Source organism: Microbispora sp. H10949, from assembly GCF_014161435.1.
GTDB classification, from domain to species: domain Bacteria; phylum Actinomycetota; class Actinomycetes; order Streptosporangiales; family Streptosporangiaceae; genus Microbispora; species Microbispora triticiradicis.
Genome location: NZ_JABBWZ010000005.1, coordinates 593,041 through 613,957 on the forward strand (window position 1 = coordinate 593,041; position 20,917 = coordinate 613,957).

Annotated in this window: 18 protein-coding genes; 11 read left to right on the top strand and 7 right to left on the bottom strand. The window is 73.8% G+C overall.

Annotated elements, in window-relative coordinates:
• The first annotated feature begins 52 nt into the window (after positions 1–52).
• The 4 genes from HHX40_RS16230 to HHX40_RS16245 all read left to right on the top strand — a co-directional run bounded on the left by HHX40_RS16230 (position 53) and on the right by HHX40_RS16245 (position 3,481).
• Entirely contained in the window at positions 53–1,093 is a 1,041-nt protein-coding gene (locus HHX40_RS16230; RefSeq protein WP_182881213.1) for a PP2C family protein-serine/threonine phosphatase, read from the top strand.
• A 237-nt stretch (positions 1,094–1,330) separates the two neighbouring features.
• A complete protein-coding gene (locus HHX40_RS16235; protein WP_117408289.1) occupies positions 1,331–1,540 on the top strand; it encodes a hypothetical protein in 210 nt (69 codons plus the stop codon).
• Between the two features lie 223 nt (positions 1,541–1,763).
• Positions 1,764–2,687, top strand: coding sequence for an NAD(P)-dependent oxidoreductase (locus HHX40_RS16240; protein WP_182881214.1), 924 nt, complete (start codon positions 1,764–1,766; stop codon positions 2,685–2,687).
• Positions 2,684–3,481 (top strand): SDR family oxidoreductase, encoded by a 798-nt coding sequence (locus HHX40_RS16245; protein ID WP_182881215.1) that lies wholly within the window; start codon positions 2,684–2,686, stop codon positions 3,479–3,481. The genes HHX40_RS16240 and HHX40_RS16245 overlap by 4 nt, the downstream gene beginning before the upstream one ends.
• A 147-nt stretch (positions 3,482–3,628) precedes the next feature.
• Here HHX40_RS16245 and HHX40_RS16250 read toward each other — a convergent pair whose 3' ends face one another.
• Positions 3,629–4,522 (bottom strand): AraC family transcriptional regulator, encoded by an 894-nt coding sequence (locus HHX40_RS16250; protein WP_310738132.1) that lies wholly within the window; start codon positions 4,520–4,522, stop codon positions 3,629–3,631.
• Between the two features lie 143 nt (positions 4,523–4,665).
• Between HHX40_RS16250 and HHX40_RS16255 the strand changes: the two genes are divergently transcribed.
• Positions 4,666–5,967 carry a glycosyltransferase family 4 protein gene (locus tag HHX40_RS16255; RefSeq protein ID WP_182881216.1) on the top strand — a complete coding sequence of 434 codons (1,302 nt, stop codon included), beginning with the start codon at positions 4,666–4,668 and terminating at the stop codon, positions 5,965–5,967.
• A gap of 88 nt (positions 5,968–6,055) precedes the next feature.
• On the opposite strand, the gene HHX40_RS16260 is transcribed toward HHX40_RS16255, so the two are convergent.
• The 3 genes from HHX40_RS16260 to HHX40_RS16270 are packed head-to-tail and all read right to left on the bottom strand — an operon-like array spanning position 6,056 to position 8,158.
• Positions 6,056–7,327 (bottom strand): cytochrome P450, encoded by a 1,272-nt coding sequence (locus HHX40_RS16260; protein ID WP_182873627.1) that lies wholly within the window; start codon positions 7,325–7,327, stop codon positions 6,056–6,058.
• Between the two features lies 1 nt (position 7,328).
• A complete protein-coding gene (locus HHX40_RS16265; protein WP_117408283.1) occupies positions 7,329–7,529 on the bottom strand; it encodes a ferredoxin in 201 nt (66 codons plus the stop codon).
• Positions 7,526–8,158 (bottom strand): TetR/AcrR family transcriptional regulator, encoded by a 633-nt coding sequence (locus tag HHX40_RS16270; protein ID WP_182881217.1) that lies wholly within the window; start codon positions 8,156–8,158, stop codon positions 7,526–7,528. Before HHX40_RS16270 ends, HHX40_RS16265 begins: the two co-directional genes overlap by 4 nt.
• Before the next feature lie 127 nt (positions 8,159–8,285).
• Between HHX40_RS16270 and HHX40_RS16275 the strand changes: the two genes are divergently transcribed.
• Positions 8,286–9,395: a sensor histidine kinase gene (locus HHX40_RS16275; protein ID WP_182881218.1), complete on the top strand. Its 1,110-nt coding sequence runs from the start codon at positions 8,286–8,288 to the stop codon at positions 9,393–9,395.
• Between the two features lie 180 nt (positions 9,396–9,575).
• Positions 9,576–10,727, top strand: coding sequence for a glutathione-independent formaldehyde dehydrogenase (locus HHX40_RS16280; protein ID WP_182873630.1), 1,152 nt, complete (start codon positions 9,576–9,578; stop codon positions 10,725–10,727).
• A 76-nt stretch (positions 10,728–10,803) separates the two neighbouring features.
• Here the strand turns inward: HHX40_RS16280 and HHX40_RS16285 are convergent, their stop codons facing one another.
• The gene (locus HHX40_RS16285; protein WP_182881219.1) at positions 10,804–12,516 is read right to left on the bottom strand and encodes an IlvD/Edd family dehydratase; all 1,713 of its coding nucleotides are present in this window, start codon (positions 12,514–12,516) and stop codon (positions 10,804–10,806) included.
• A gap of 159 nt (positions 12,517–12,675) precedes the next feature.
• On the opposite strand from HHX40_RS16285, the gene HHX40_RS16290 reads away from it, so the two are divergent.
• The 3 genes from HHX40_RS16290 (at position 12,676) to HHX40_RS16300 (ending at position 17,732) form a co-directional block, all read left to right on the top strand.
• A complete protein-coding gene (locus tag HHX40_RS16290) occupies positions 12,676–13,590 on the top strand; it encodes an SMP-30/gluconolactonase/LRE family protein (RefSeq protein ID WP_182881220.1) in 915 nt (304 codons plus the stop codon).
• A 178-nt stretch (positions 13,591–13,768) separates the two neighbouring features.
• On the top strand, positions 13,769–14,782 hold the full coding sequence (locus HHX40_RS16295) for a zinc-dependent alcohol dehydrogenase (RefSeq protein ID WP_182881221.1): 1,014 nt from the start codon (positions 13,769–13,771) through the stop codon (positions 14,780–14,782).
• Positions 14,783–14,822: 40 nt separating this feature from the next.
• Positions 14,823–17,732, top strand: coding sequence for an FAD-binding and (Fe-S)-binding domain-containing protein (locus HHX40_RS16300; RefSeq protein ID WP_182881222.1), 2,910 nt, complete (start codon positions 14,823–14,825; stop codon positions 17,730–17,732).
• Positions 17,733–17,763: 31 nt separating this feature from the next.
• Here HHX40_RS16300 and HHX40_RS16305 read toward each other — a convergent pair whose 3' ends face one another.
• A complete protein-coding gene (locus HHX40_RS16305; protein ID WP_182881223.1) occupies positions 17,764–18,141 on the bottom strand; it encodes an MmcQ/YjbR family DNA-binding protein in 378 nt (125 codons plus the stop codon).
• Between the two features lie 146 nt (positions 18,142–18,287).
• Here HHX40_RS16305 and HHX40_RS16310 point away from each other — a divergent pair, with 146 nt between their 5' ends.
• Positions 18,288–19,892, top strand: a complete 1,605-nt coding sequence (locus HHX40_RS16310; RefSeq protein WP_182881224.1) for a CocE/NonD family hydrolase — start codon at positions 18,288–18,290, stop codon at positions 19,890–19,892.
• An 87-nt stretch (positions 19,893–19,979) separates the two neighbouring features.
• Here the strand turns inward: HHX40_RS16310 and HHX40_RS16315 are convergent, their stop codons facing one another.
• Positions 19,980–20,849 (bottom strand): hypothetical protein, encoded by an 870-nt coding sequence (locus HHX40_RS16315; protein WP_182881225.1) that lies wholly within the window; start codon positions 20,847–20,849, stop codon positions 19,980–19,982.
• Between the last annotated feature and the right edge of the window lie 68 nt (positions 20,850–20,917).

Genomic DNA, 20,917 nt, shown 5'->3' on the forward strand with positions numbered 1-20,917 from the left:
GCCATCACTGAAGGTGTCTCGTAATGGCGCGGGGGCCGGCATTGGAGTCGCGATGAGTTCTCAGAGCCTCCTGCGCGCGTTGCCGTTCATCGCGATCTCCCTGGTCGTCGTCGTCGACCTGATCAGCGGGCCCGGTGTGGGCTTCCTGCCGCTCCTCACCCTGGGACCGACCTTCGCCTCGGTGGCGGGCGGCGTCCGCCGTACGGCCCTGGTGGGCGCGCTCGCCCTGGCCATCTGCCTCCCCCTCGCCGTCTACGACGGCCTGTTCGGCCGGACGCAGAACAACCTCACGATCGCGGCGATCGTCGGCGTAACCGCCGCGAGCATGCTGGCCAGCAGGCTGCGGAACCGGCGGGAGCGGGAGCTCGCCAACGTCCGCCTGGTCGCCGAGGCCGCCCAGAGAGTGCTGCTGCGCCCGGTCCCCCGCCGGGCCGGCGACCTGCGGGTGGCGCTCTCCTACACCTCGGCCGCGGCGGAGGCCCAGATCGGCGGCGACCTGTACGAGGTGGTCACCACGCCGGAGGGCGTCCGGATCCTCATCGGCGACGTGCAGGGCAAGGGGCTGGAGGCGGTCGAGACCGCGGCGTGGGTGCTCGGCGCCTTCCGGGAGGCCGCCTACGACCAGTCCGAGCTTTCCGGGGTGGCCGAGCGCGTGGAGGCCAGCCTGGGCCGCCATCTGAGCGGGGAGAAGTTCGTCACCGCGATCCTCGCCGAGGTTCACGAGGGAGAGATCTCGCTGCTCAACTGCGGCCATCCGGCCCCGCTCGTGCTGCGGGCCGACGGCACGGCCTACTTCGCCGAACCCCAGGAGGAGGCGCTCCCGCTCGGGCTCGGCGCGCTGGGCTCGCCGCGGCCCAAGCCGCACCGGCTGCCCTTCGGGGAGGGCGACCAGATCCTCTTCTACACCGACGGCGTGATCGAGGCGCGCGACCGGGCGGGACGCTTCTATCCCCTCGCCGAGCGGGCGCACCTGGCCCGGGGCGCCGACCCCCAGGCGGCGCTGGACGACCTGCGGGCCGACCTGCTGCGCCATGTCGGCGGCCCGGTCCCCGACGACGCCGCGATGCTGCTGCTGCGCCGCCATCCCGGCTGACCGGCCGGACCTCCGTCCCGGCACCCGCCGCCGGAGCCGCCGCCAGGGCCACTGGCAGGGGCCGCTACTGGGGGTGCTCGCCGCTGGCGCGGTCGCGCAGCCGGCCCACCAGCGTGGCGGCCGGGGCGCACGGGCGGACCCGCCGTTTACGTGGGCGAACGGCGGGAAGGGCATCCCGGCACACGGGCACGGGCACCCCGGGAACACCGCGAGGGGCACCGCCGACTGGAGCCGACCATGGAATCCCTGAACACCGCCATCAAGAACCTGGGCGACACGGTGGTGTCGGCGGCCGGGAGCGTCGCGGGTGCCGTCGCCGACCCGAAGGGCGGCCTGAAGCAGTTGAAGTCCGCGATGTCGTCGCCGAAGGCGCTCGCCGCCGCGGCGGGGCTCGTCGCCGGCTACGCGCTCGGCTGGTGGTGCGGCCACCGCGCCGCCACCCGCTGACCACCGCCACCCGCTGACAACCCGCAGCCGCACCGGCCACCCACCAGGGGCAACCGGCCACGGGCCGCCACCACCTGCCGCCACAGCGAGCCTCCACCACGGGGACGGCTCGGTCACCGGCGGGCGGCACAATCGTTCAAGACCACCGCCTCGGCATGCGCTACAACGGTCTCCGGCGCCGGCCATGGCGGTCGGCGCGGGAATCTGCGCGCGGAGGCGGACGATGGACGTGGGCTTCGTCGGGCTCGGGATCATGGGACAGCCCATGGCGCTCAACCTGGCCCGGGCGGGGACGCCGCTGGTGGTGTGGAACCGCACGCCCGCCAGGAGCGAGCCGCTGCGGGCCGCGGGCGCGGTGGTCGCGGACGACGTGGCCGGCGTGTTCCGCCGGGCTTCCACGGTGCTCCTCATGCTGGCCGACGAGGCCGCCGTCGACGCCGTTCTGGAGCGCGGCACGCCGCGCTTCGCCGGGCTCGTCGCGGGCCGTACGGTGGTCCACATGGGCACCACCTCCCCCGCCTACTCGGCCGGGCTGGAGGCCGACGTGCTCGCGGCCGGGGGCCGCTACGCCGAGGCGCCGATCTCGGGTTCCCGGGTGCCCGCCGAGGAGGGGCGGCTGGTGGCGATGCTGGCCGGGCGGCCGGACACGGTGGCGGAGGTCCGCCCGCTGCTGGCGCCGATGTGCGGCAAGACGGTGGTATGCGGCCCGGCGCCGAGGGCGCTGCTGACGAAGCTCGCGGTGAACATCTTCCTCATCACCACGGTCACCGGCCTGGCGGAGTCGCTGCACTTCGGCGAGCGCCAGGGCCTGGACCTCGGGCTGCTCGTGGACGTGCTGAACTCCGGCCAGATGGCGAGTGACGTCTCCCGCGTCAAGGCGACGAAGCTCGCCGGGCGTGACTTCGCCGCCCAGGCCGCCATCGCCGACGTGCTGAAGAACAACCGCCTCATCGCCGAGGCGGCGCGGCAGGCCGGCATCGCCTCGCCGCTGCTGGACGTCTGCCACACCCTGTTCGGCGAGACCCTCGGGCTGGGCCACGGCGCGCTCGACATGGCGGCCGTCGTCCACGCGATCGAGGCGAGAACGCGGGAGGCGCAGGGGGCGCCGGAGACAGGCGGAACACGCCAAGAAGGAGCATGCGCATGACCTCTCGCCCGGTCGTCGTCGTCACCGGCGGCACCCGCGGCATCGGCCGCGGCATCGTCGAACTCCTGTGCGCGGACGGGTACGGGGTCGTGTTCACGCACTCCGGCTCCGACGCCGACGCCAAGGCGCTGGAGGACGACCTCGGCGGCCGCGGCGCCCTGGTCCGGGGCGTACGCCTGGACGTGACCGAGGAGGACGCGCCGGCCCGTCTGTTCGACCTGGCCGAGTCGGCCGGCGAGGTCACGGGCCTGGTGAACAACGCCGGGGTCACCGGCAGGCTCGGGCCGTTCGCCGAACTGACCGACGCCGACCTGCGGCGGGTCGTCGAGGTGAACCTCGTGGCGCCGGTGCGGCTGTGCCGGGAGGCGGCGCGCCGCTGGTCCGGCCGTACGCCCACGACCGGCCCAGCGACCGCCGCGACGACCGGCACAGCGACCGGCGGGACGATCGGCCGGGTGATCGTCAACGTCACCTCGGTCGCGGCCCGCACCGGCTCGCCGGGCGAGTACGTCGCCTACGCCGCGACCAAGGCGGCGGCCGAGACGCTGACCGTGGGCCTGGCCAGGGAGCTCGGCCCGGCGGGCATCCGGGTCAACGCCGTCTCGCCGGGCACGATCGACACGACGATCCATGCCCGGGCCGGAGAGCCGGGCCGGGCGGCACGGGTCGCGGCGCGGGTGCCGCTGGGCCGTCCCGGGAAGGCGGAGGAGATCGCCGAGGCGGTCCGCTGGCTGCTGTCGGACCGCGCGTCCTATGTCAACGGCGCCGTCCTGGAGGTCGCCGGAGGGCTCTGACCCGCTCCCGGCCCGCGGCGATGACCGGAGCGAGGACCGGAGTGTCGCGACGATCCCGATGACCGCGTGCCCGATGACCGCGTGCCGAAACCAGGCGAACGCCGGTCAGGCGAGCACGGATCAGGTGAGCCGGTCAGGCGGGAATGGTCAGGCGAGCGCGGCGGTCCACCGGGCGGGCGTGAGGCCGTAGGTGCGCTTGAACATGCGCGTCAGATGGGCCTGGTCGGCGAAACCGGCGAGCTGGGCCGTCTCGGACAGCGGCACGCCGTCGCGCAGCAGGCGCCGCGCCCGGTCCAGTTGCCGCATGGTGCGGAAGCGGGTCGGGCTGGTGCCGAAGGCTGTGCGGAACTGCCGCGCGATCGTCCATCGGTCCAGGCCCGAGACCGCCTCGAACTCGGCGAGGGAGTGCCGCACCGCCGGATCCTCCGCGATGAGGTCCCGTACGCGGGCCAGCGCCTCCAGCGCCAGCGGAGCCGGCCTGCCCGGGCGGCGCACGGCCGCGTGCCTGACCAGTGTCCGGGCGGCGAGCAGTGTCGTCGTGAGGCGGCCGAAGTCGTCCAGGGGCTCGTCGATGTCCCGCAGGCACGCGGCGAGCGCGGGGTCGACGTCGCGCCGCCCGATCACGGGATCGGCGACGAAGGGCAGCGGGCCTCCGCCCAGCGCCTCCTGCACGAGGAACGGGTCGAGGTAGATGATCCGATAACCGAACCCCTCGTCGGTGCCGGCCGTGCCGTCGTGCACCTCGTCGGGGTGCAGCACGTGCAGTTCCCCCGGCAGGCAGTGCCGCGCCTCGCCCCGATAGCGGAACGTCTGCACCCCGTGAAACGTCATGCCGATCGCGTAGGTGTCGTGGCGGTGCGGAGCGAACCCCTCCCCGGTCAGCGAGGCCTCCAGACGCTCGATGCCGGCCGCGCCGGATCCGAACCGCAGGCGGTGGCCGGGCAGGGTCCCACCGGCCGGCAGATGCCGGCGCGGGTCCGCGCCGCCGCCCGGCATGTCCCCGCCGCTCCGTGAGTCCGCGCCGCGTGAGTCGTTCCGCACGAGGCGAGACTACAAGCGGGCGCGGACGCGCTCGCGAACGCGGGACAGGGACGGCGGATCTTGGCGGGGAGGGCCCGGCCCCGCTAGCGTCGCCTCGTGTCCGCGCTCACCGATGATCTCCCGACCGCCGCCGGAGTGGGCTGATGGACGGTCCGGCCCGGGTCTACGTCGTGTGCTCGGAGGTGCCGCCCGGCGTCGTCGGCGGGCTGGGCCGGTACGCCGAGCGGATCATGGCCGCCCTCCGGGACCTCGGCGTGCCGATCGAGGTCTTCGGGGCCGCCCGCCGCGGCGCGGCTCCCCCGGCCGAACGTCGTGGAGACGTGACGCTCCGGCGGCTTCCCACCCCCGGTTACGGCATCGACGCCCGCTCCCCCGTCCCGGCCGCGCTGCGTCGGCCCGCCAGGGTCGCCGGGCTGCTGGTGTTCAACGTCCGCGCCGCCGCCCGCATCCTGCGCGCCGAGGCGGCCCGCCGCCGGCCGGGACCACGCGGAGAGAGGCGGTCCGGGGAGGGACGTGCGGTGGTCGCCGTGCACGACTGGATGGGCTGCGTGGCCGGGATCCTGTGCGGCGCGCTCGGACGGCTGCCGGTCGTGTTCCACGTGCACACCCGCGAGCTGAACGCGCCCGGAGCGCGCCGCTCCGCGTACGCCGCCCTGCTCGACCTGCTGGAGACGGCGCAGGCACGGACGGCGCGGCTGATCGTGGTGCCGAGCGCCCGCATGCGCGACGACCTCGCCGCCCAGGGGTGGCCCGGCGACCGGCTGGTCGTCGTGCCGCACGGCTTCGAGGACCCCGACCTGCTGAGGCTCGCCGCGCTGCCGGACGACGAGCGCGAACGGACCCGGACGGAGGTACGCCGCCGCTACCTGCCCGGCGGACGGGGCCGGCTCGTCGTGTTCGCCGGGCGCCCGTCGCCGCACAAGGGGGTCGGGACGCTGATCCGGGCGGTGCCGAGGGTCGTCTCCGAGCACGGTGACACGCGGTTCGTGCTCGTCGGCGCGGGGCTTCCGCAGACCGCCGACGCCGCCGAGGTCGCCCGGCTGATCGAGCGGACGGGGACGGGCGGGCACATCGTCGCCGGCAACCGTTTCCTCCCGTCCCCCGAGGTGTTCGCGCACTTCCTCGCCGCCGACGTGTGCGTCTTCCCGTCCGTGTACGAGCCGTTCGGCCTGGTCGCCATCGAGGCGATGGCGCTCGCCCGCCCGGTGGTCGTCGGGCCCGGCTACTCGCCCGAGGTCGTCGGCGACGGCGCGCTCCGCTGCGCGGACGACGTCCCCGGCGAGCTGGCCGCCGCACTGCTGCGCTGCCTGGACGACCCCGGCGAGGCGGAACGGCTCGCGCTGCGGGGCGCGGCGTACGTGCGCGAGCGCTACGGCTGGGCGCGCACCGCCGAGCGGACCCTGGCGGTGTACGCCGCCGCGGCCGGGACCGGGGAACGGCCCTGATGACGGTCCCGGGTACCGCCTCCGTGAGGGGCGCCCGGGCCCGCGGCCACGAGGCGACGCCCGCGCCCCGCGCGGCAGGACATGACCGTCAGGCACCGCCCAGGCGCAGCGGCAGTGTGCGGGGGCCCCGCACCTGACCGGCGGCCCAGGTCACCGCCGCGGGGTCGGCGAGGCCGAACACCGGGATACGCTCCAGCCAGACCTCCAGGGCGACCCGCAGCTCCATCCGGGCGAGGTGCGACCCCACACACCGGTGGATGCCGAGGCCGAAGGCGACGTGCCGGTTGACCTCTCGGTCGATGACGACCTCACCGGCCCGCTCGAACTGCTCGGGGTCACGGTTGGCGGCCGGGAACGACAGCAGGACCCAGTCGTCGGCCCGCATGTCGGCGCCGCGCCAGCTCATGTCCTCCTTCACCAGCCGGGCCATCGTGACCGGGGCGTACGCCCGGAGGAACTCCTCCATGGCCGTGGGCAGCAGGTCCGGCTCGGCGACCAGCCGCTCGCGGTCGGCCGGGGTCTTCGCCAGGTGCCACAGCGACGCGCCGATGGCGCTCCACGTCGTGTCGATGCCCGCGATGAGCAGCAGGGCGATCGTGCCGGCGACGTGGTTGGGCTGCAGCTTGTGGCCGTACAGCTCGGCGTCGACCAGGTAGGTGGTGAGGTCGTCGCGCGGGTTGTCCACGTGGTCGCGGATCTGGTCGTACAGGTAGTCGAACAGCTCGTCCATGCGCGCCATCCGCTCCTCCGGCGGCAGGTTGACGCCCTCCAGTGCGCTCTCGACGAACCTGCTGAAGCGCGGCCCGTCCTCGGGCGGGAAGCCGAGCATGTCGGCGATCACCCGGATCGGGATGTGCTGCGCGTAGTCGCGGGCGGCGTCCACGACGTCGGCGCCCTCCAGCGCGTCGACGAGCGAGTGGCAGAACGCCCGCGTCGCCTCCTCGCGCCTCGCCACCGCCTTCTTCGTGAACGCCGGGAGCAGCAGTTTCCGCGCGTCGTGGTGGAACGGCGGGTCGGAGGAGATCGGCGGGGTGGCCCCCACGGGCGCGGTCTCCGCGGGCGGCCGGTAGTTGCTCATGATGATCGACCGCGAGGAGAAGCGCTCGGTGTCGTAGGCGATCGCGGCCACGTCCTCGTACCGGGTCGGCAGCCACCCGCCGCCGAACCTCCCGGTGTGCGCGATCGGGCAGCGAGCCCGCAGGTCGTCCTGGATCGGGTACGGGTCGGCGGCCCACTCGGGCTCCAGGTGGGAGAAGTCGGTGGCCCAGTCCGACACCGGCCCGGTGACGATCTCGTTGCGGGTGCCGGCGGGCGGCCCCTGCTTCCGGAAACCACCGGTGAAGCGGTCGTCGACGGTCATGTCACGCCTCCTCGGTGAGGACGACCGCTCTTTCCGGGCAGTTCGCCGCGGCCAGCCGGGCCGCCTGCTCCTGCCCCGGCGGTACGGCGCCGTCGCCGGGCACCCGGCCGTACCCCTCGTCGTCCTCCTCGAACAGGCCGGGGGCGAGGTCGTAGCAGCGGCCGTGCCCCTGGCACCGGCCAGGGTCGATCTGCACCTTCATGGTGTCGCTCCCGTGCTTTCCGATTCTGGTCGTTGATTGGGTCCGGCCGGGGCGAGAGCGGCGACGAGACGGGTGAGCAGGGCACTCCACTCCTCGTCGCCGACCCCGTGCAGGTCCGGCGTGACGATCACGCTGCCCATCGCGAGCAGGAGGCAGAGATGGGCGAGCGCGCCGGCCGACAGCGCGGGGTCGATCGCGCCGTCGTCCTGGGCGGCCCGCACCAGGCCGGTGAGCCAGCCGGCCCGCTCCCCGACGTACTCACGCATGGGCCGGGCGACGTCCTCGTCGCGGCGGGCCGCGACCAGCGCCTCGGCGATCAGCGAACTACGCGCGTCCTGCCGGTGCGGGAGCCTGCGGCCCACGGCGACGAGCAGGTCCGCGACCGGCCGCGCCGGATCGGCGGCGAGCAGTTCGGCGAGCAGGCCCGGCCCGTGGGCGTGCAGTGCGGCGGCGATCAGCTCGGCCTTCGAGCCGAAGTGCGCGTACAGCGCGCCGTTGCTCACCCCGGCCACGGCGGCGATGTCGGCGACGCGTGTGCCGTCGTACCCGCGCCGGGCGAACACCTCGGCGGCCGCGCGCAGCAGGCGCTCGCGCGTCTCGGCCGCGGTGACTCCCGCGATCCGCCCCATAACGGAATTAAAAGACCGTTCATTTGAATCCGTCAAGACCGGGAGGCACCGAACGGCCGACGTTACTGGGAGGGGTGACGGCAATCACCAAACAGAGCAAACTAGCACTATGCGGGATAAAGCGGGCATGGCTCCAACGAATCACGAGCCGGTCGTCGACGCGTTGCTCGCGTGCGCCGTGCTGGCGTTCACCATCCCGACGTCGGTCAGCGGTTACACCTTCGCCCTGTGGGGCACGGCGCCGTTCTGGATCGAGGTCCTGGCGGGGGCGGTGACGGCGGCGACGATGTTCGTGCGGCGCCGCACGCCGTGGCCCGCCGTCGCCGCCTCCGCCGTCTGCGCCTGCGTCACCGGGCAGACCGTGCCGATGATCCTCGCCGTCTTCTCGATGACGGCCGAGCACCGTCCGCGCCGGTGGCAGTACGTCGCCCTGGCCCTCGTGGTGGTCTACTGCGCCGTCGACTACGCGAACCCGCACACCGACCGTTCCGTCTACCTCAACGTCGTGCGCGCGCTGACCCTCATCTACCTGCCCGCCCTGGTCGGCACCTGGGTGTACGCCTACCGGCGGCTGATCCAGGACCTGCGGCACGGCGTGCGCGAACGCGAGGAGATCGCCGCGGCGGAGGAACGCCGGAAGATCGCCAGGGAGATGCACGACACCGTCACGCACGCGGTCACCGCGATGGTGCTCAACGCCGGGATGGCGCGCGACGCCACCGAGCCCGGCGAGGTGCGCGAACTGACGGCCGTCATCGAGGACAAGGGGGTGCAGGCGCTCAGCGAGCTGCGTGAGCTGCTCACCGTGCTCCGGCACGAGGAGGGGGACCTCGCCGGGGGCGTCGACGCCATCGCGCGGCTGGTCGGCGAGGCGAAGGCGAGCGGCCTCGAGGTCGACCTCCGCCTCGACGTCCCCTCGGAGGGGCTGCCGAGGCAGGTCTCGCACGCGTGTTACCGGCTGGTGCAGGAGGGGCTCAGCAACATCCGCAAGCACGCGCCCGGCGCCCGGGTGCTGGTCACCTGCGAGACCGTCGGCGACCAGGTCGCCGTCTCCGTGACCGACACCCCCGGCAGGGCGCGGCCCGGCCGGACCGACGTCCGCGCCGCGCCCTCCCTCGGCGGGGGGTTCGGGCTGGCCGGCATCCGTGAGCGCGTGTGCCTCGCCCATGGCCGGTTCTCCGCCGGGCCGACCCCCGAGGGCGGCTTCACGATCGCCGCTCGGATCCCCCTCAAGTGAGGCGATCACGGCCGGCGAAGGCCGGGCGTACCGCCGTTTTCGCACGTCCGGCGGGGGTACGCCTTCCTTGCCGGCGCATCGCCGGCGCGCGGGCCGACAGCGCCCGCCCGGCGTGCGGCGTACGGAGGCGGCGCACCGCCCGCACGCCGTCCGGCGCAACGATCGCGTTCGAGGGCAGCCATGAAAGCCGTGGTCTACGAAGGTCCCCGCAAGGTCCGTGTCGCCACCGTGCCGGACGCCCGGCTGGAGCGGCACACCGACGTGCTCGTCCGCGTGACCGCGGCCAACATCTGCGGCTCCGACCTGCACATGTACGAGGGCCGCACCGACTTCGAGCCGGGCCGGATCCTCGGTCACGAGAACCTCGGCGAGGTGGTCGAGGTCGGTGCGGCCGTCGACCGGGTCAGGGTCGGCGACATGGTCTGCATGCCGTTCAACGTCTCGTGCGGCTTCTGCGCCAACTGCGAGAACGGCCTGACGGCCTTCTGCCTGACCACCAACCCCGAGCCGGGCCGGGCCGGCGCCGCCTACGGCTACGCCGACATGGGCCCCTACCAGGGCGGTCAGGCCGAACTGCTGCGCGTGCCGTACGGCGACTTCAACTGCCTGGTGCTGCCCGAGGACGCGCGGGAGAGGCAGGACGACTACGTGATGCTCGCCGACGTCTGGCCCACCGGCTGGCATGCGACCGTGCTCGCCAGAGTGCAGCCGGGCGACACCGTCGTGATCTACGGCGCGGGACCGGTCGGCCTGATGGCCGCCTACTCGGCCCTCCTCAGGAACGCGAGCGGCGTGATGGTGATCGACCACCATCCGGATCGGCTGGCCAAGGCCGAGGAGATCGGCGCGATCGCGATCGACGACTCCGTGTCCTCCCCGGTGGAGCAGGTCCTGGAGCTCACCGAAGGCGCGGGCGCCGACCGGGGCTGCGAGTGCGTGGGCTTCCAGGCCCACGACCCGGAGGGCGACGAGCATCCCAGCATGACCCTCAACAACCTGGTCAAATCGGTGAAGTTCACCGGCTGCATCGCGGTCGTGGGCCTGTTCGTCCCGACCGACCCCTGCGGCGGCGACTCCCTCTACCGGCGGGGAGCGGTGGCGATCGACTACGGGACCTTCTGGTCGAAGGGGCAGACGATGAGCACTGGCCAGTGCAACGTGAAGAACTACAACCGCCAGTTGTGCGCCCTCATCCACGAGGTCGGCGCCCGGCCGTCCTGGATCGTCTCCCACGACCTGGACATCGACGACGCGCCCGAGGCGTACGCGCGCTTCGACGCGCGGGACCGGGGCTGGACCAAGGTGGTCCTGCACCCCGGCAAGCCCGACTGACGACGGCGCCGGCGATCGCGGCTCGCGTTCCCGGGCCGGCCGTTCGCAGGTCGTGTTCGCAGGCCGGCGTTGGCGATCAGTGCGAGTCGCGCGGCACCGGGTGACCGCTGGAGCCGGTGAGGAAGCCCAGGTCGGCGCCGGTGTTCGCCTGGCCGACCGTCTCGACGTACAGGCGCTCCCAGCCGCGGCTCGGGGCGGCGAAGGCCTTCGTCATCGCCGGGGACGGCTCGCGGGCGGCCCACTCCTCCGCCGGGACCTCGACGTCGAGCCTGCGGGCGTCGACGTCGAGGACGATCATGTCGCCGTCGCGGACGAGGCCGAGCGGGCCGCCCGCGGCCGCCTCGGGCGCGACGTGCAGCACGACCGTGCCGTAGGCGGTGCCGCTCATCCGCCCGTCGCACACGCGGACCATGTCGCGTACGCCCTGGGCGAGCAGCTTGGCGGGCAGCGGCATGTTGGCGACCTCCGGCATGCCGGGGTAGCCCCGGGGCCCGCACCCCCGCAGGACGAGCACCGAGTCGGGCGTGACGTCGAGGTCCGGATCGTCGATCCTCGCGTGGAAGTCCTCGACGGAGTCGAACACGACGGCCGGCCCGCGATGCCGCAGCAGGTGCGGCGAGGCCGCGGCCGGCTTGATCACCGCGCCGCCGGGGGCGAGGTCGCCGTACAGCACGGCGATTCCGGCGTTCTCCAGCAGGGGCGTCTCGCGGGGCCGGATGACCTCGGGGTCGTGGATGCGCGCGGCGCCGAGCCAGTCGACCAGCGGCCGGCCGGTGACGGTGATCGCCTCCGGGTCGAGCAGGTCGCGGACCTCGCGCAGGACGGCGTGCAGGCCTCCGGCGCGGTGCAGGTCGTCCATCAGGAACCGCCCGGCGGGCAGCAGGTCCACCAGCAGCGGCACACCCGACCCCGTACGGTCGAAGTCGTCCTGGGTGAGCTCCACCCCGAGGCGCCCGGCGATGGCGAGCAGGTGGACGACGGCGTTCGTGGACCCGCCGAGCGCGGCGAGCGCCACGACGGCGTTGAGGAAGGACCCGCGGGTCAGCACCGTGCTGGGGCGGCGGTCCTCGGCGACCATCTCGACGGCGAGCGAGCCGCTGGCGTGGGCGGCCTCCAGGAGCCTGCTGTCGGCGGCCGGCGTGCCGGCGACGCCGGGCAGGGTCATGCCGAGCACCTCGGCGAGCAGCCCCATCGTGGAGGCCGTGCCCATCGTGTTGCAGTGACCCCTGCTGCGGATCATCGACGACTCCGAGCGCATGAACTCGGCCTCGGTCAGCGTCCCGGCCCGGACCTCCTCGCTGAGCTTCCACACGTCCGTGCCACAGCCGAGCGGGACGCCGCGGAAGTGGCCGGTGAGCATGGGCCCGCCCGGAACGACGATCGCGGGCAGGTCCACCGACGCCGCGGCCATCAGCAGCGCGGGGATCGTCTTGTCGCACCCGCCGAGCAACACGACCCCGTCGACCGGGTTGGCCCGCAGCAGCTCCTCCGCGGCCATCGCGGCCATGTTGCGCCACAGCATGGCCGTGGGGCGCACCTGCGTCTCCCCCAGCGACACCACCGGCAGGTTCAGCGGGACGCCGCCCGCCTCCCACACGCCGCGCTTGACGTGCTCGGCGACCTCGTCGAGGTGCGCGTTGCAGGGGGTGAGGTCCGACGCCGTGTTGGCGATCGCGATGTGCGGGCGCCCGTCGAAGGCATGGGCCGGCAGCCCGCGCCGCATCCACGCGCGATGGATGTAGGAGTTGCGGCCGGCTCCGCCGTACCACTCGGCGCTTCGCGTCCCCATGCGGCACCCAGGTTCCTCGGGAGGTCAAAGACAGATGTCAGAGACAGAGGTCAACGACTCTGCGAGGCTAACCCACGCCTCACTTGTCCCGAAAGAGCCACGTGATCCACTTTTCTCCCAGTCGCAATCGTGGCGCCAAACGACCTAATATCCGGAAATATGACCAGGCGGTTCACCGCGACCCAGGCCGGCCGGGACGTGTACGCACTCGGCGAGGGTCCCGTGTGGGATCCCGCCCGGGAGCGCCTGCTGTGGGTGGACATCGACGCGGGCGCCGTACACGAGGGACGGCTCGACCCGGCGAGCGGCGCGATCGAGGCCGCCACGCTGCACACCTTCGGCGGCACCGTGGGCGCGGTCGCCGTCTCCGCCGAGGGCGACCTCGTCGTCGCCGAACAGGCGGTCCTCACCAGGGTCGGCGTCACCGGACGGCGCACCGAACTCGCCCGGGTGCTCCCCCCGGCCGTACGGAGCAGGCTGAACGACGGCGCCGTCGACCCGGCCGGGCGCTTCCTGATCGGCAGCATGGCCCTCGACGACCGGAAGGGCCGGGAGGTGCTGGCCCGGCTCGACGGCACGACCCTCGTCCACCTCGACGAGGACCTGACCCTGTCGAACGGCCTCGCCTGGAGCCCCTCCGGCGACCGCCTCTACAACGTCGACAGCGTGCCCGGGGTGGTGTGGGCGCGCGACTACGATCCGGCCACCGGCCGGACCGGGCCGCGGCGGGAGCTGTTCACGCTGGACGGGCCGCCCGGCACCCTGCCCGACGGGATGTGCGCCGACGCCGACGGCAACCTCTGGATCGCCGTCTTCGGCGGCGGGCGGGTCGAGTGCCGCGATCCGGCGGGCCGCCTGCTCGCCGTGGTCGAGGTCGGCGCCCCGAAGCCCACCTGCCCGGCCTTCGCCGGGCCGGATCTCGACATCCTCGTGATCACCACGGCGACCGAGAACATGTCTCCCCGGGAGCTGGCCGAGCACCCCGGTTCGGGGCACCTGTTCACCGCCAGGGTCGGCGTACGCGGCCTTCCGGCACCCTACTGGGCGCCGCCGGTCACCCCTTCCGTATCGTGAGGCTCCACCCGTGAGCAGATCGTGAGCGGGCGGCGGACACCGATCCGCGGCACGGAGAACCCTGCACGGAGAACCACAGCACGGAGAACCACTTGCACCACCACTCCCCCGCCGGCGCAGCCGCATCCGTCCTCCCGCCGTGCCGTGCCGTCCGGGCACCCCGGTAGGGGGCGGGCGCATGCGGGCACTGGTCATCACGGGACCCGGCGCGGCCGAGGTCCTCGACGTCGAGCCGCCGGTCGCCGCGCCCGGGCAGGTGGTCGTCGACGTCGAGCGGGCCGGTGTCTGCGGCACCGACCTGGAACTGTTCAGCGGCGCGATGAGCTATCTCCACTCCGGCCAGGCGTGGTATCCGCTGCGCCCGGGGCACGAGTGGTGCGGGGTCGTCACGGCGCTCGGGGAGGGCGTCGACCCCGGCTGGATGGGCCGTCGCGTCACCGGCGACACGATGCTCGGCTGCGGCCGCTGCCGCTTCTGCCGGGCCGGACTGAGCCACGTCTGCCCGGACCGGGCCGAGATCGGGATCCGCATGGGCTTCCCCGGAGCGCTGGCCGAGCGGCTCGCCGTACCGGCGTCGGCCCTGTACGCGCTGCCGGAGACGATCGACGCGACGCTCGGCGCGCTCGTCGAGCCGGGCGCCAACTCGCTGCGCGCCGTACGGGCGGCCGCCGCGGGGCCCGGCGACCGGCTGCTGGTGCTGGGCACCGGCACGATCGGGCTGCTCGTCGCGCTGCTCGCGCGGGCGCGGGGGGCCGAGGTGCACCTGCTGGGCCGCGACGAGCCCGCGCTGCGGCTGCCCCGCGACCTCGGTTTCGGCGACGTGTGGACCCGCCCGTCACTCCCGTCGCACCCGTGGGACGCGGTGGTCGACGCGTCCAACGCGGCGGACCTCCCGGCGCTCGCGCTCGACATGGTCAGGCCCGCGGGCCGGGTAGTGTATATCGGAATCGCGGCCTCCCCCAGCCGCGTCGACACCCGTGACCTCGTGTTCAAGGACGTCACCGCCGTCGGCGTGCTCAGCGGCTCGGGCGGCCTGGCCGGAACCATCGAGGCGTACGCGGACGGATCGGTCGACGCCCATCCACTCGTGGCGGCCACCGTCGGGCTCGGCGACGCCGCCGAGGTGCTGGCGGGACGACGCCCGGCGGGCGCCGGGCCGGGCCCCAAGATCCACATCGATCCGCGGCGATAGCGGAGGCGCTCGCCCGCCTCTGAGGGAAAGCGATGAGATCATGAGCCTTACCGATGCCGGAGCGCGCCGGCTGACCCAGCCGGACCCCGCCGCCCTCGCGGCGGTGGAGGCGGCCGTCCCGGGGATCACCCGTGCGCGGGCGAGCGACCGGCTCGGCATGGCGCACGACGCCTCGCACTACCTGCTGACCCCGCAGGCGGTGCTGGTGCCCGAGAACGCCGAGCAGGTCGCGGCGCTGCTGCGGACCGGCCTGCCGCTGACCTTCCGGTCCGGCGGCACCAGCCTGAGCGGTCAGGGCGTGAGCGAGCACCTGCTCGTCGACACCCGCAGGCACTTCCGGGACGTCGAGGTGCTGGACGACGGCGCCCGTGTCCGGGTGCAGCCCGGCGCCGTGCTGCGGCAGGTCAACGCCAGGCTCGCGGCGTACGGCCGCCGGCTCGGGCCCGACCCGGCCAGCGAGGCGGCGTGCACGATCGGCGGGGTCGTCGCCAACAACTCCAGCGGGATGACCTGCGGCACCCACGCCAACACCTACCGGACGCTGGAGTCGATGGTCCTCGTGCTGCCGGGCGGGACCGTCGTCGACACCGGCGCCCCCGATGCCGACGCGCGGCTGCGCGCCCTGGAGCCCGCGCTGGCCGAGGGCCTGGAACGGCTGCGCGACCGCGTCCGCGGCAACCCCGAGTCGGTGCGGCGGCTCAAGGCGCAGTTCGCCCTCAAGAACACCATGGGCTACGGCCTCAACAGCTTCCTCGACCACGACTCCCCGGCCCAGATCCTCGCCCGCCTCGTCGTGGGCAGCGAGGGCACGCTCGCGTTCGTCGCCCGGGCCGTCCTGCGTACGGTGCCGGCGCACCGGCTCGCCGCGACCGGCCTGGTCGTCTTCCCGACCCTGCGGGCGGCGATGGCGGCAGTACCGGAGATCGTCGCCGCGGGTCCCGCCGCCGTCGAACTGCTCGACGCCGAGTCGCTGCGGGTCGCGCGGACCGACCCGGGCGCCGACAGCGTCCTGCGCGCGCTGGAGGTGCGCGACCACGCGGCGCTGCTGGTCGAGTGGCAGGAGTCCGCGCCCGAGGTGCTCGCCGCCCGCGAGCGGGACGCCGCTGAGGTCTTCGCCCGCCTCAACCTCGCCGCCCCGGCCCGGCTGAGCGGGGACGCCGCCGGCCGGGCGGCCCTGTGGCGCATCCGCAAGGGCCTGTACGCCGCGGTCGCCGGGGCCCGGCCCAGCGGCACGACGGCGCTGCTGGAGGACGTGGCCGTCCCGGTGCCCGCCCTCGCCGACCTCTGCGACGACCTCGCCGGGCTGTTCGCCCGGCACCGCTACGAGCGCAGCGTGATCTTCGGCCACGCCAAGGACGGCAACCTCCACTTCATGCTGAACGAGCGCTTCGGCGACGATCCGGAGCGGTACGCCGGCTTCACCGAGGAGATGGTCGACGCCGTGCTCGGCCGCGGCGGCACGCTCAAGGCGGAGCACGGCACCGGGCGGGTCATGGCCCCCTTCGTCCGCCGCCAGTACGGCGACGAGCTGTACGAGATCATGCGGGAGGTCAAGCGGTTGTGCGACCCCGGCGGCACGCTCAACCCCGGCGTCGTGCTCACCGACGACCCGCGGGCGCACCTGCGCGACCTCAAGCCCGTCGTCACCGTCGAGCCCGAGGTGGACCGCTGCGTGGAGTGCGGCTACTGCGAGCCGGTGTGTCCCAGCCGCGACCTCACCACGACCCCGCGTCAGCGGATCGTGCTGCGCCGCGAGATCGCCGCGGCCCGGGCGGCGGGCGACGAGGCGCTCGCGCGGCGGCTGGAGCGGGAGTACGACTACGACGCCGTCGACACCTGCGCCGTGGACGGCATGTGCGCCACCGCCTGTCCCGTACTGATCAACACGGGCGACCTCACCAAGCGGCTGCGCGCCGAGCGCCACGGACGCGCGGCGCGGGCGGGCTGGACGTCCGCCGCCCGGCACTGGGGAGCGGTGACCCGGGCCATGGACCTCGCCATGGACGCCGCCGCGGCGGCCCCGGCCGGGCTCGCCGAGCGGGCGAGCCGGGCGGCCCGCGCGGCCGGCGACCCCGACTCGGTCCCCCAGTGGAGCCGCGACCTGCCGCGCGGCGGCGTCCCCCGGCGCGCCGCACCAGCGGAGCGGGCCGACGCGGTGTACGTGCCGTCGTGCCTGAACACGATGTTCGCCCCCGCCGACGGCGGCCCGGGGGTCATGGCCGCGGTCTTACGGCTCGCCGCACGGGCCGGTCTGCGGCTGCGCGTGCCGGAGGGCGTCCAGAGCCTGTGCTGCGGCACGCCGTGGTCGTCCAAGGGGTTCACGGAGGGCTACGAGGTGATGCGCGAGCGGGTGCGGGAGTCCCTGCTGACCGCCACCGAGGGCGGCCGTCTCCCGGTGATCAGCGACGCCGCCTCCTGCACCGAGGGGTTCGAACGCCTGGTCGCCGCAGTGGGCGGTGCCGGAGGCGGCGGGCGGGCCGTCCTGAAGGACGGAGAGAAGGCGGTTGTCGCCGGTACCGAGGGAGGCGAGCGGGCCGCTGCGGCGGCTCCCGCCGTCCGGGTGGTGGACGCCGTGACCTTCGTGGCCGAGCACGTGCTGCCCCGGCTGCCGGAGCCGCCGGAGGGCCGCAAGCGGGCGTCGCTGGCCCTGCATCCGACCTGTTCCTCCACCCGCCTCGGCCTGGACGCCGCCGTCGCGAAGATCGCCGCGGCCGTCGCGGACGAGGTCGTCGTGCCCGAGGGATGGCAGTGCTGCGCCTTCGCCGGCGACCGCGGCCTGCTGCACCCGGAACTGACCGCCTCCGCCACCCGCGCCGAGGCCGCCTCGGTGGCCGAGGGCGGCTTCGACGCCCACGCGTCGGTCAACCGCACGTGCGAGATCGGCCTGACCCGCGCCACCGGGAAGACTTATCACCACCTGCTCGAACTGCTCGACCAGGTAACGCGCTGAGCTCTCGTCGTGGCGGCGGCCTGTGCGTGGGTCAGTTCCCGGCGTCGCCGGCCCGCTGCCGATCGAGCAGCCTGGACAGCCGTTTCGGCGCGATCATCCGGTAGCTGTCCTCAAGGAGTTCGGCGATCTCCGCCCAGTCCTGGGCGGCGTCGAGGCGCGCGCCCGCCCAGCCCTTAGCGCCGACGTACGGAGGGACGAAGAAGCGCTCCGGGTCCGACGCCACGAGAGCCTGCTGCACCCCCGGACCGGCCTTGAAAGTGAGGGACCGCCCGTCCTCGCTGGTCATGGCGAAGAGCTTGTCGCCGATGCGGAACGAGGGCGCGGTGTGGCCGCCGAACGGCTTCTCCACCGCCTCGGGCAGGGACAGGCAGATCTCCCGGACCCGCGCCACCGCGTTCTCGTCGCCCACCACGCCGTCCCTCTCTCCCGCTCCGCGCCGGGCCGCCCCGGCAGGCGCCCGTACCGCCCCAGTATGGCCGTGCCGGAGCGTCACGGTGTGCGGCGGTTCGTCGTACTGTCCGGTGGACGGATCACGCCCTGACCCGAGGACTCCGCATGCCGAACCTCAACCGCCCCCCGCTGCCGGTCATCACCGAGCACGACACCCCCATGCCGATGCGCGACGGCACCGTCCTGCGCGGCTCCGTCCACCGCCCGGCGGACGGCGGCCCGTTCCCGGCGCTGCTGGTGCGCACACCGTACGGCGAGGACTCGTTCCGTACGGCGCCGGTGCTGCCCGCGCTGCGGGCCGGGTTCGCGGTCGTGCTGCAGCACTGCCGGGGGCGCGGCACCAGCGACGGCGAGTTCCGGCCGTGGCTGGACGAGGGCGACGACGGCCACGACACGATCGGCTGGATCACCTCGCGGCCCTGGTCGAACGGCGAGGTCGTCATGAGCGGCATGTCCTATCTCGCCGGGTGCGCGTTGCAGGCGGCGGCCACCCGTCCGCCGGGGCTCAAGGCGGTGGTCGCGGCGATGACGCCGCACGACTTCCACGACGGCCTGAAGTATCACGGCGGGGCCTTCGCGCTGGGGTCGGCCCTGAACTGGGGTGCGTTCCAGGAGATGCTCGGTCTGCTGCACGCTGCGGAGGCCGGGGAGGACGTCGGCCCGGCTCTCGTCGAGGTGCTGCGGGTCCTGGACGACCAGGAGACCGCCGTACGCACCCTGCCGGTCGGGGACGTCCCGGGCATCCCGTGGTGGGGCGACTGGACCTCGCACGTGGCGCGCGACGCGTACTGGGAAGGCCTGGCCGAGACGCTGCGGCACGACCGCGTCGAGGTGCCGGTGATGCACGTGGCGGGCTGGTTCGACCTGTTCCTCGCGGGGACGCTGGAGAACCACCGCCGCCTCGGCGGCCCGCTGGTCATCGGGCCGTGGTCCCACCTCGCGCCGGGCGCCACCGGCACCGGGCGCCTGTTCTTCGGCGCGGCCGCCTCGGCGCAGGCGATCGGCCTGGAAGAGCGGCAGATGGCCTTTCTCCGGGGCGAGGACGACGGCCCCGCAGTGCGGATCTTCGTGATGGGCGACGACGTCTGGCGGGACGAGGAGGCCTGGCCGCTGGAGCGGGCCGTCGGCACCCCCTACTACCTCCACGCGGACGGCCTGCTCTCCCCCGAGCCGCCCTCGGCGGCGGAGCCGGCCGTCTTCGTGTTCGACCCGCGCGACCCCGTCCCGACCGTCGGCGGCCCGACCCTGCTGGCCGATCCCACCAACGTCGGTCCCCAGGACCAGCGGGACGTGGAACGACGGCCGGACGTGCTCTGTTACTCGTCGGAGGTGCTCACCTCCGACGTCGAGGTGACCGGCCCGGTGTCGGTGACCCTCCACGCGGAGACCTCGGCCGCCTCGACCGACTGGACGGCCAAGCTCGTCGACGTCCATCCGGACGGCCGGGCGATGAGCGTGATCGACGGCATCGTCCGGGTTCTCGTGCCGTCCGGGACATTCGTCGTCGATCTGGTCGCCACCAGCCAGGTCTTCAAGGCGGGCCACCGCATCCGGGTGGAGATATCCAGCTCCAACTTCCCCCGCTTCGACCGCAACCCCGGCACCGGCCGCGCCGGCTCCGGTGAGGCGGACCTGGTCGTCCAGCACCAGAAGGTCCACCCGGACTCCTACATCACCCTGCCGATCGTCCCCCGCCGAGCGGCACCGTAGGCCGGCAGCCCCCGAGGGGGGACGCACGCAGACGCCGAATCACCATCGCTGTCAGCAGGCGATTCGGCGTTCGGCGGACGGTTCGGGTCAGAGTTCGTCGTTCAGAAGCGCGTCCACGGACTGGACCGTGGCGGCGGCGCGGATCCACGCGTCCAGCCGGTCCAAGTCATGGCACTTCCTGATCTTGTCGTTGAGCTCGTCGGGCACCTCGATGCCGCGGGCGGCCAGCACGGTCAGGATCGCCTCGGTCTTGCCCTCGGCCTTACCCTCAACCATGCCCTTGGCGATGTTCTCGCGGGCCCAGTCGCTGAGGTACTCGTAGCTCTCTGTCTTCATGTGCCTCTCCAAGTGATCCCAGATCTCTCGGGGGAGCGCCGCACGCACCATGTCAGCGTACATACCCCCCTGGTCACGGTCGAGATTGTGCAGCGCGGCGAACAGCGCGTTGAGGATATCGGGGCCCTGCGGCGTGGCGGCGTGGTGAATAACCGACAGCATCGCCAGTTCGATGTCGTCGGCCGCCTGGCCGGGGTCGGTGATGACGGGGACTTCGTCGGGGCCGGCGACCAGCGGTGTCAGCACCAGCCCGGGGTGGCCGAGCTCGATCGGCCGGGAGCACCACCGGGCGATGGCCGCCTCCGGGCAGATCACCAGCAGCATGACCGGGCATTCGAGGCGGGTGCGCAGGCTGACGAGGTACATCGGCCAAGACCACATCTTGCCGGGATCGCGGCCCCGCTGCACCTCCACGATCACCGCTACGACCGGCTCGGGGTCGGCACCGGGGCGCTTGCGCCGGAACACGATGACCGAGTCGGCGTGACGAGAGGCGGGCGTGACCTCCGTGAGGTCTGCCGACTCGACCGCGGCGTAGTCGAACTCCGGGAGCTGTACATCGAGGGAGCGGGCCAGGAGCCCGGCAGCCAGATCGGGCCGTTCCTGAAACAGCCGTATCACCGCTTCGTGTTCAATCGTAAGCACACGGTTACAGTAGATCTTCGCAGTGCCGACACTCGCACGATCGT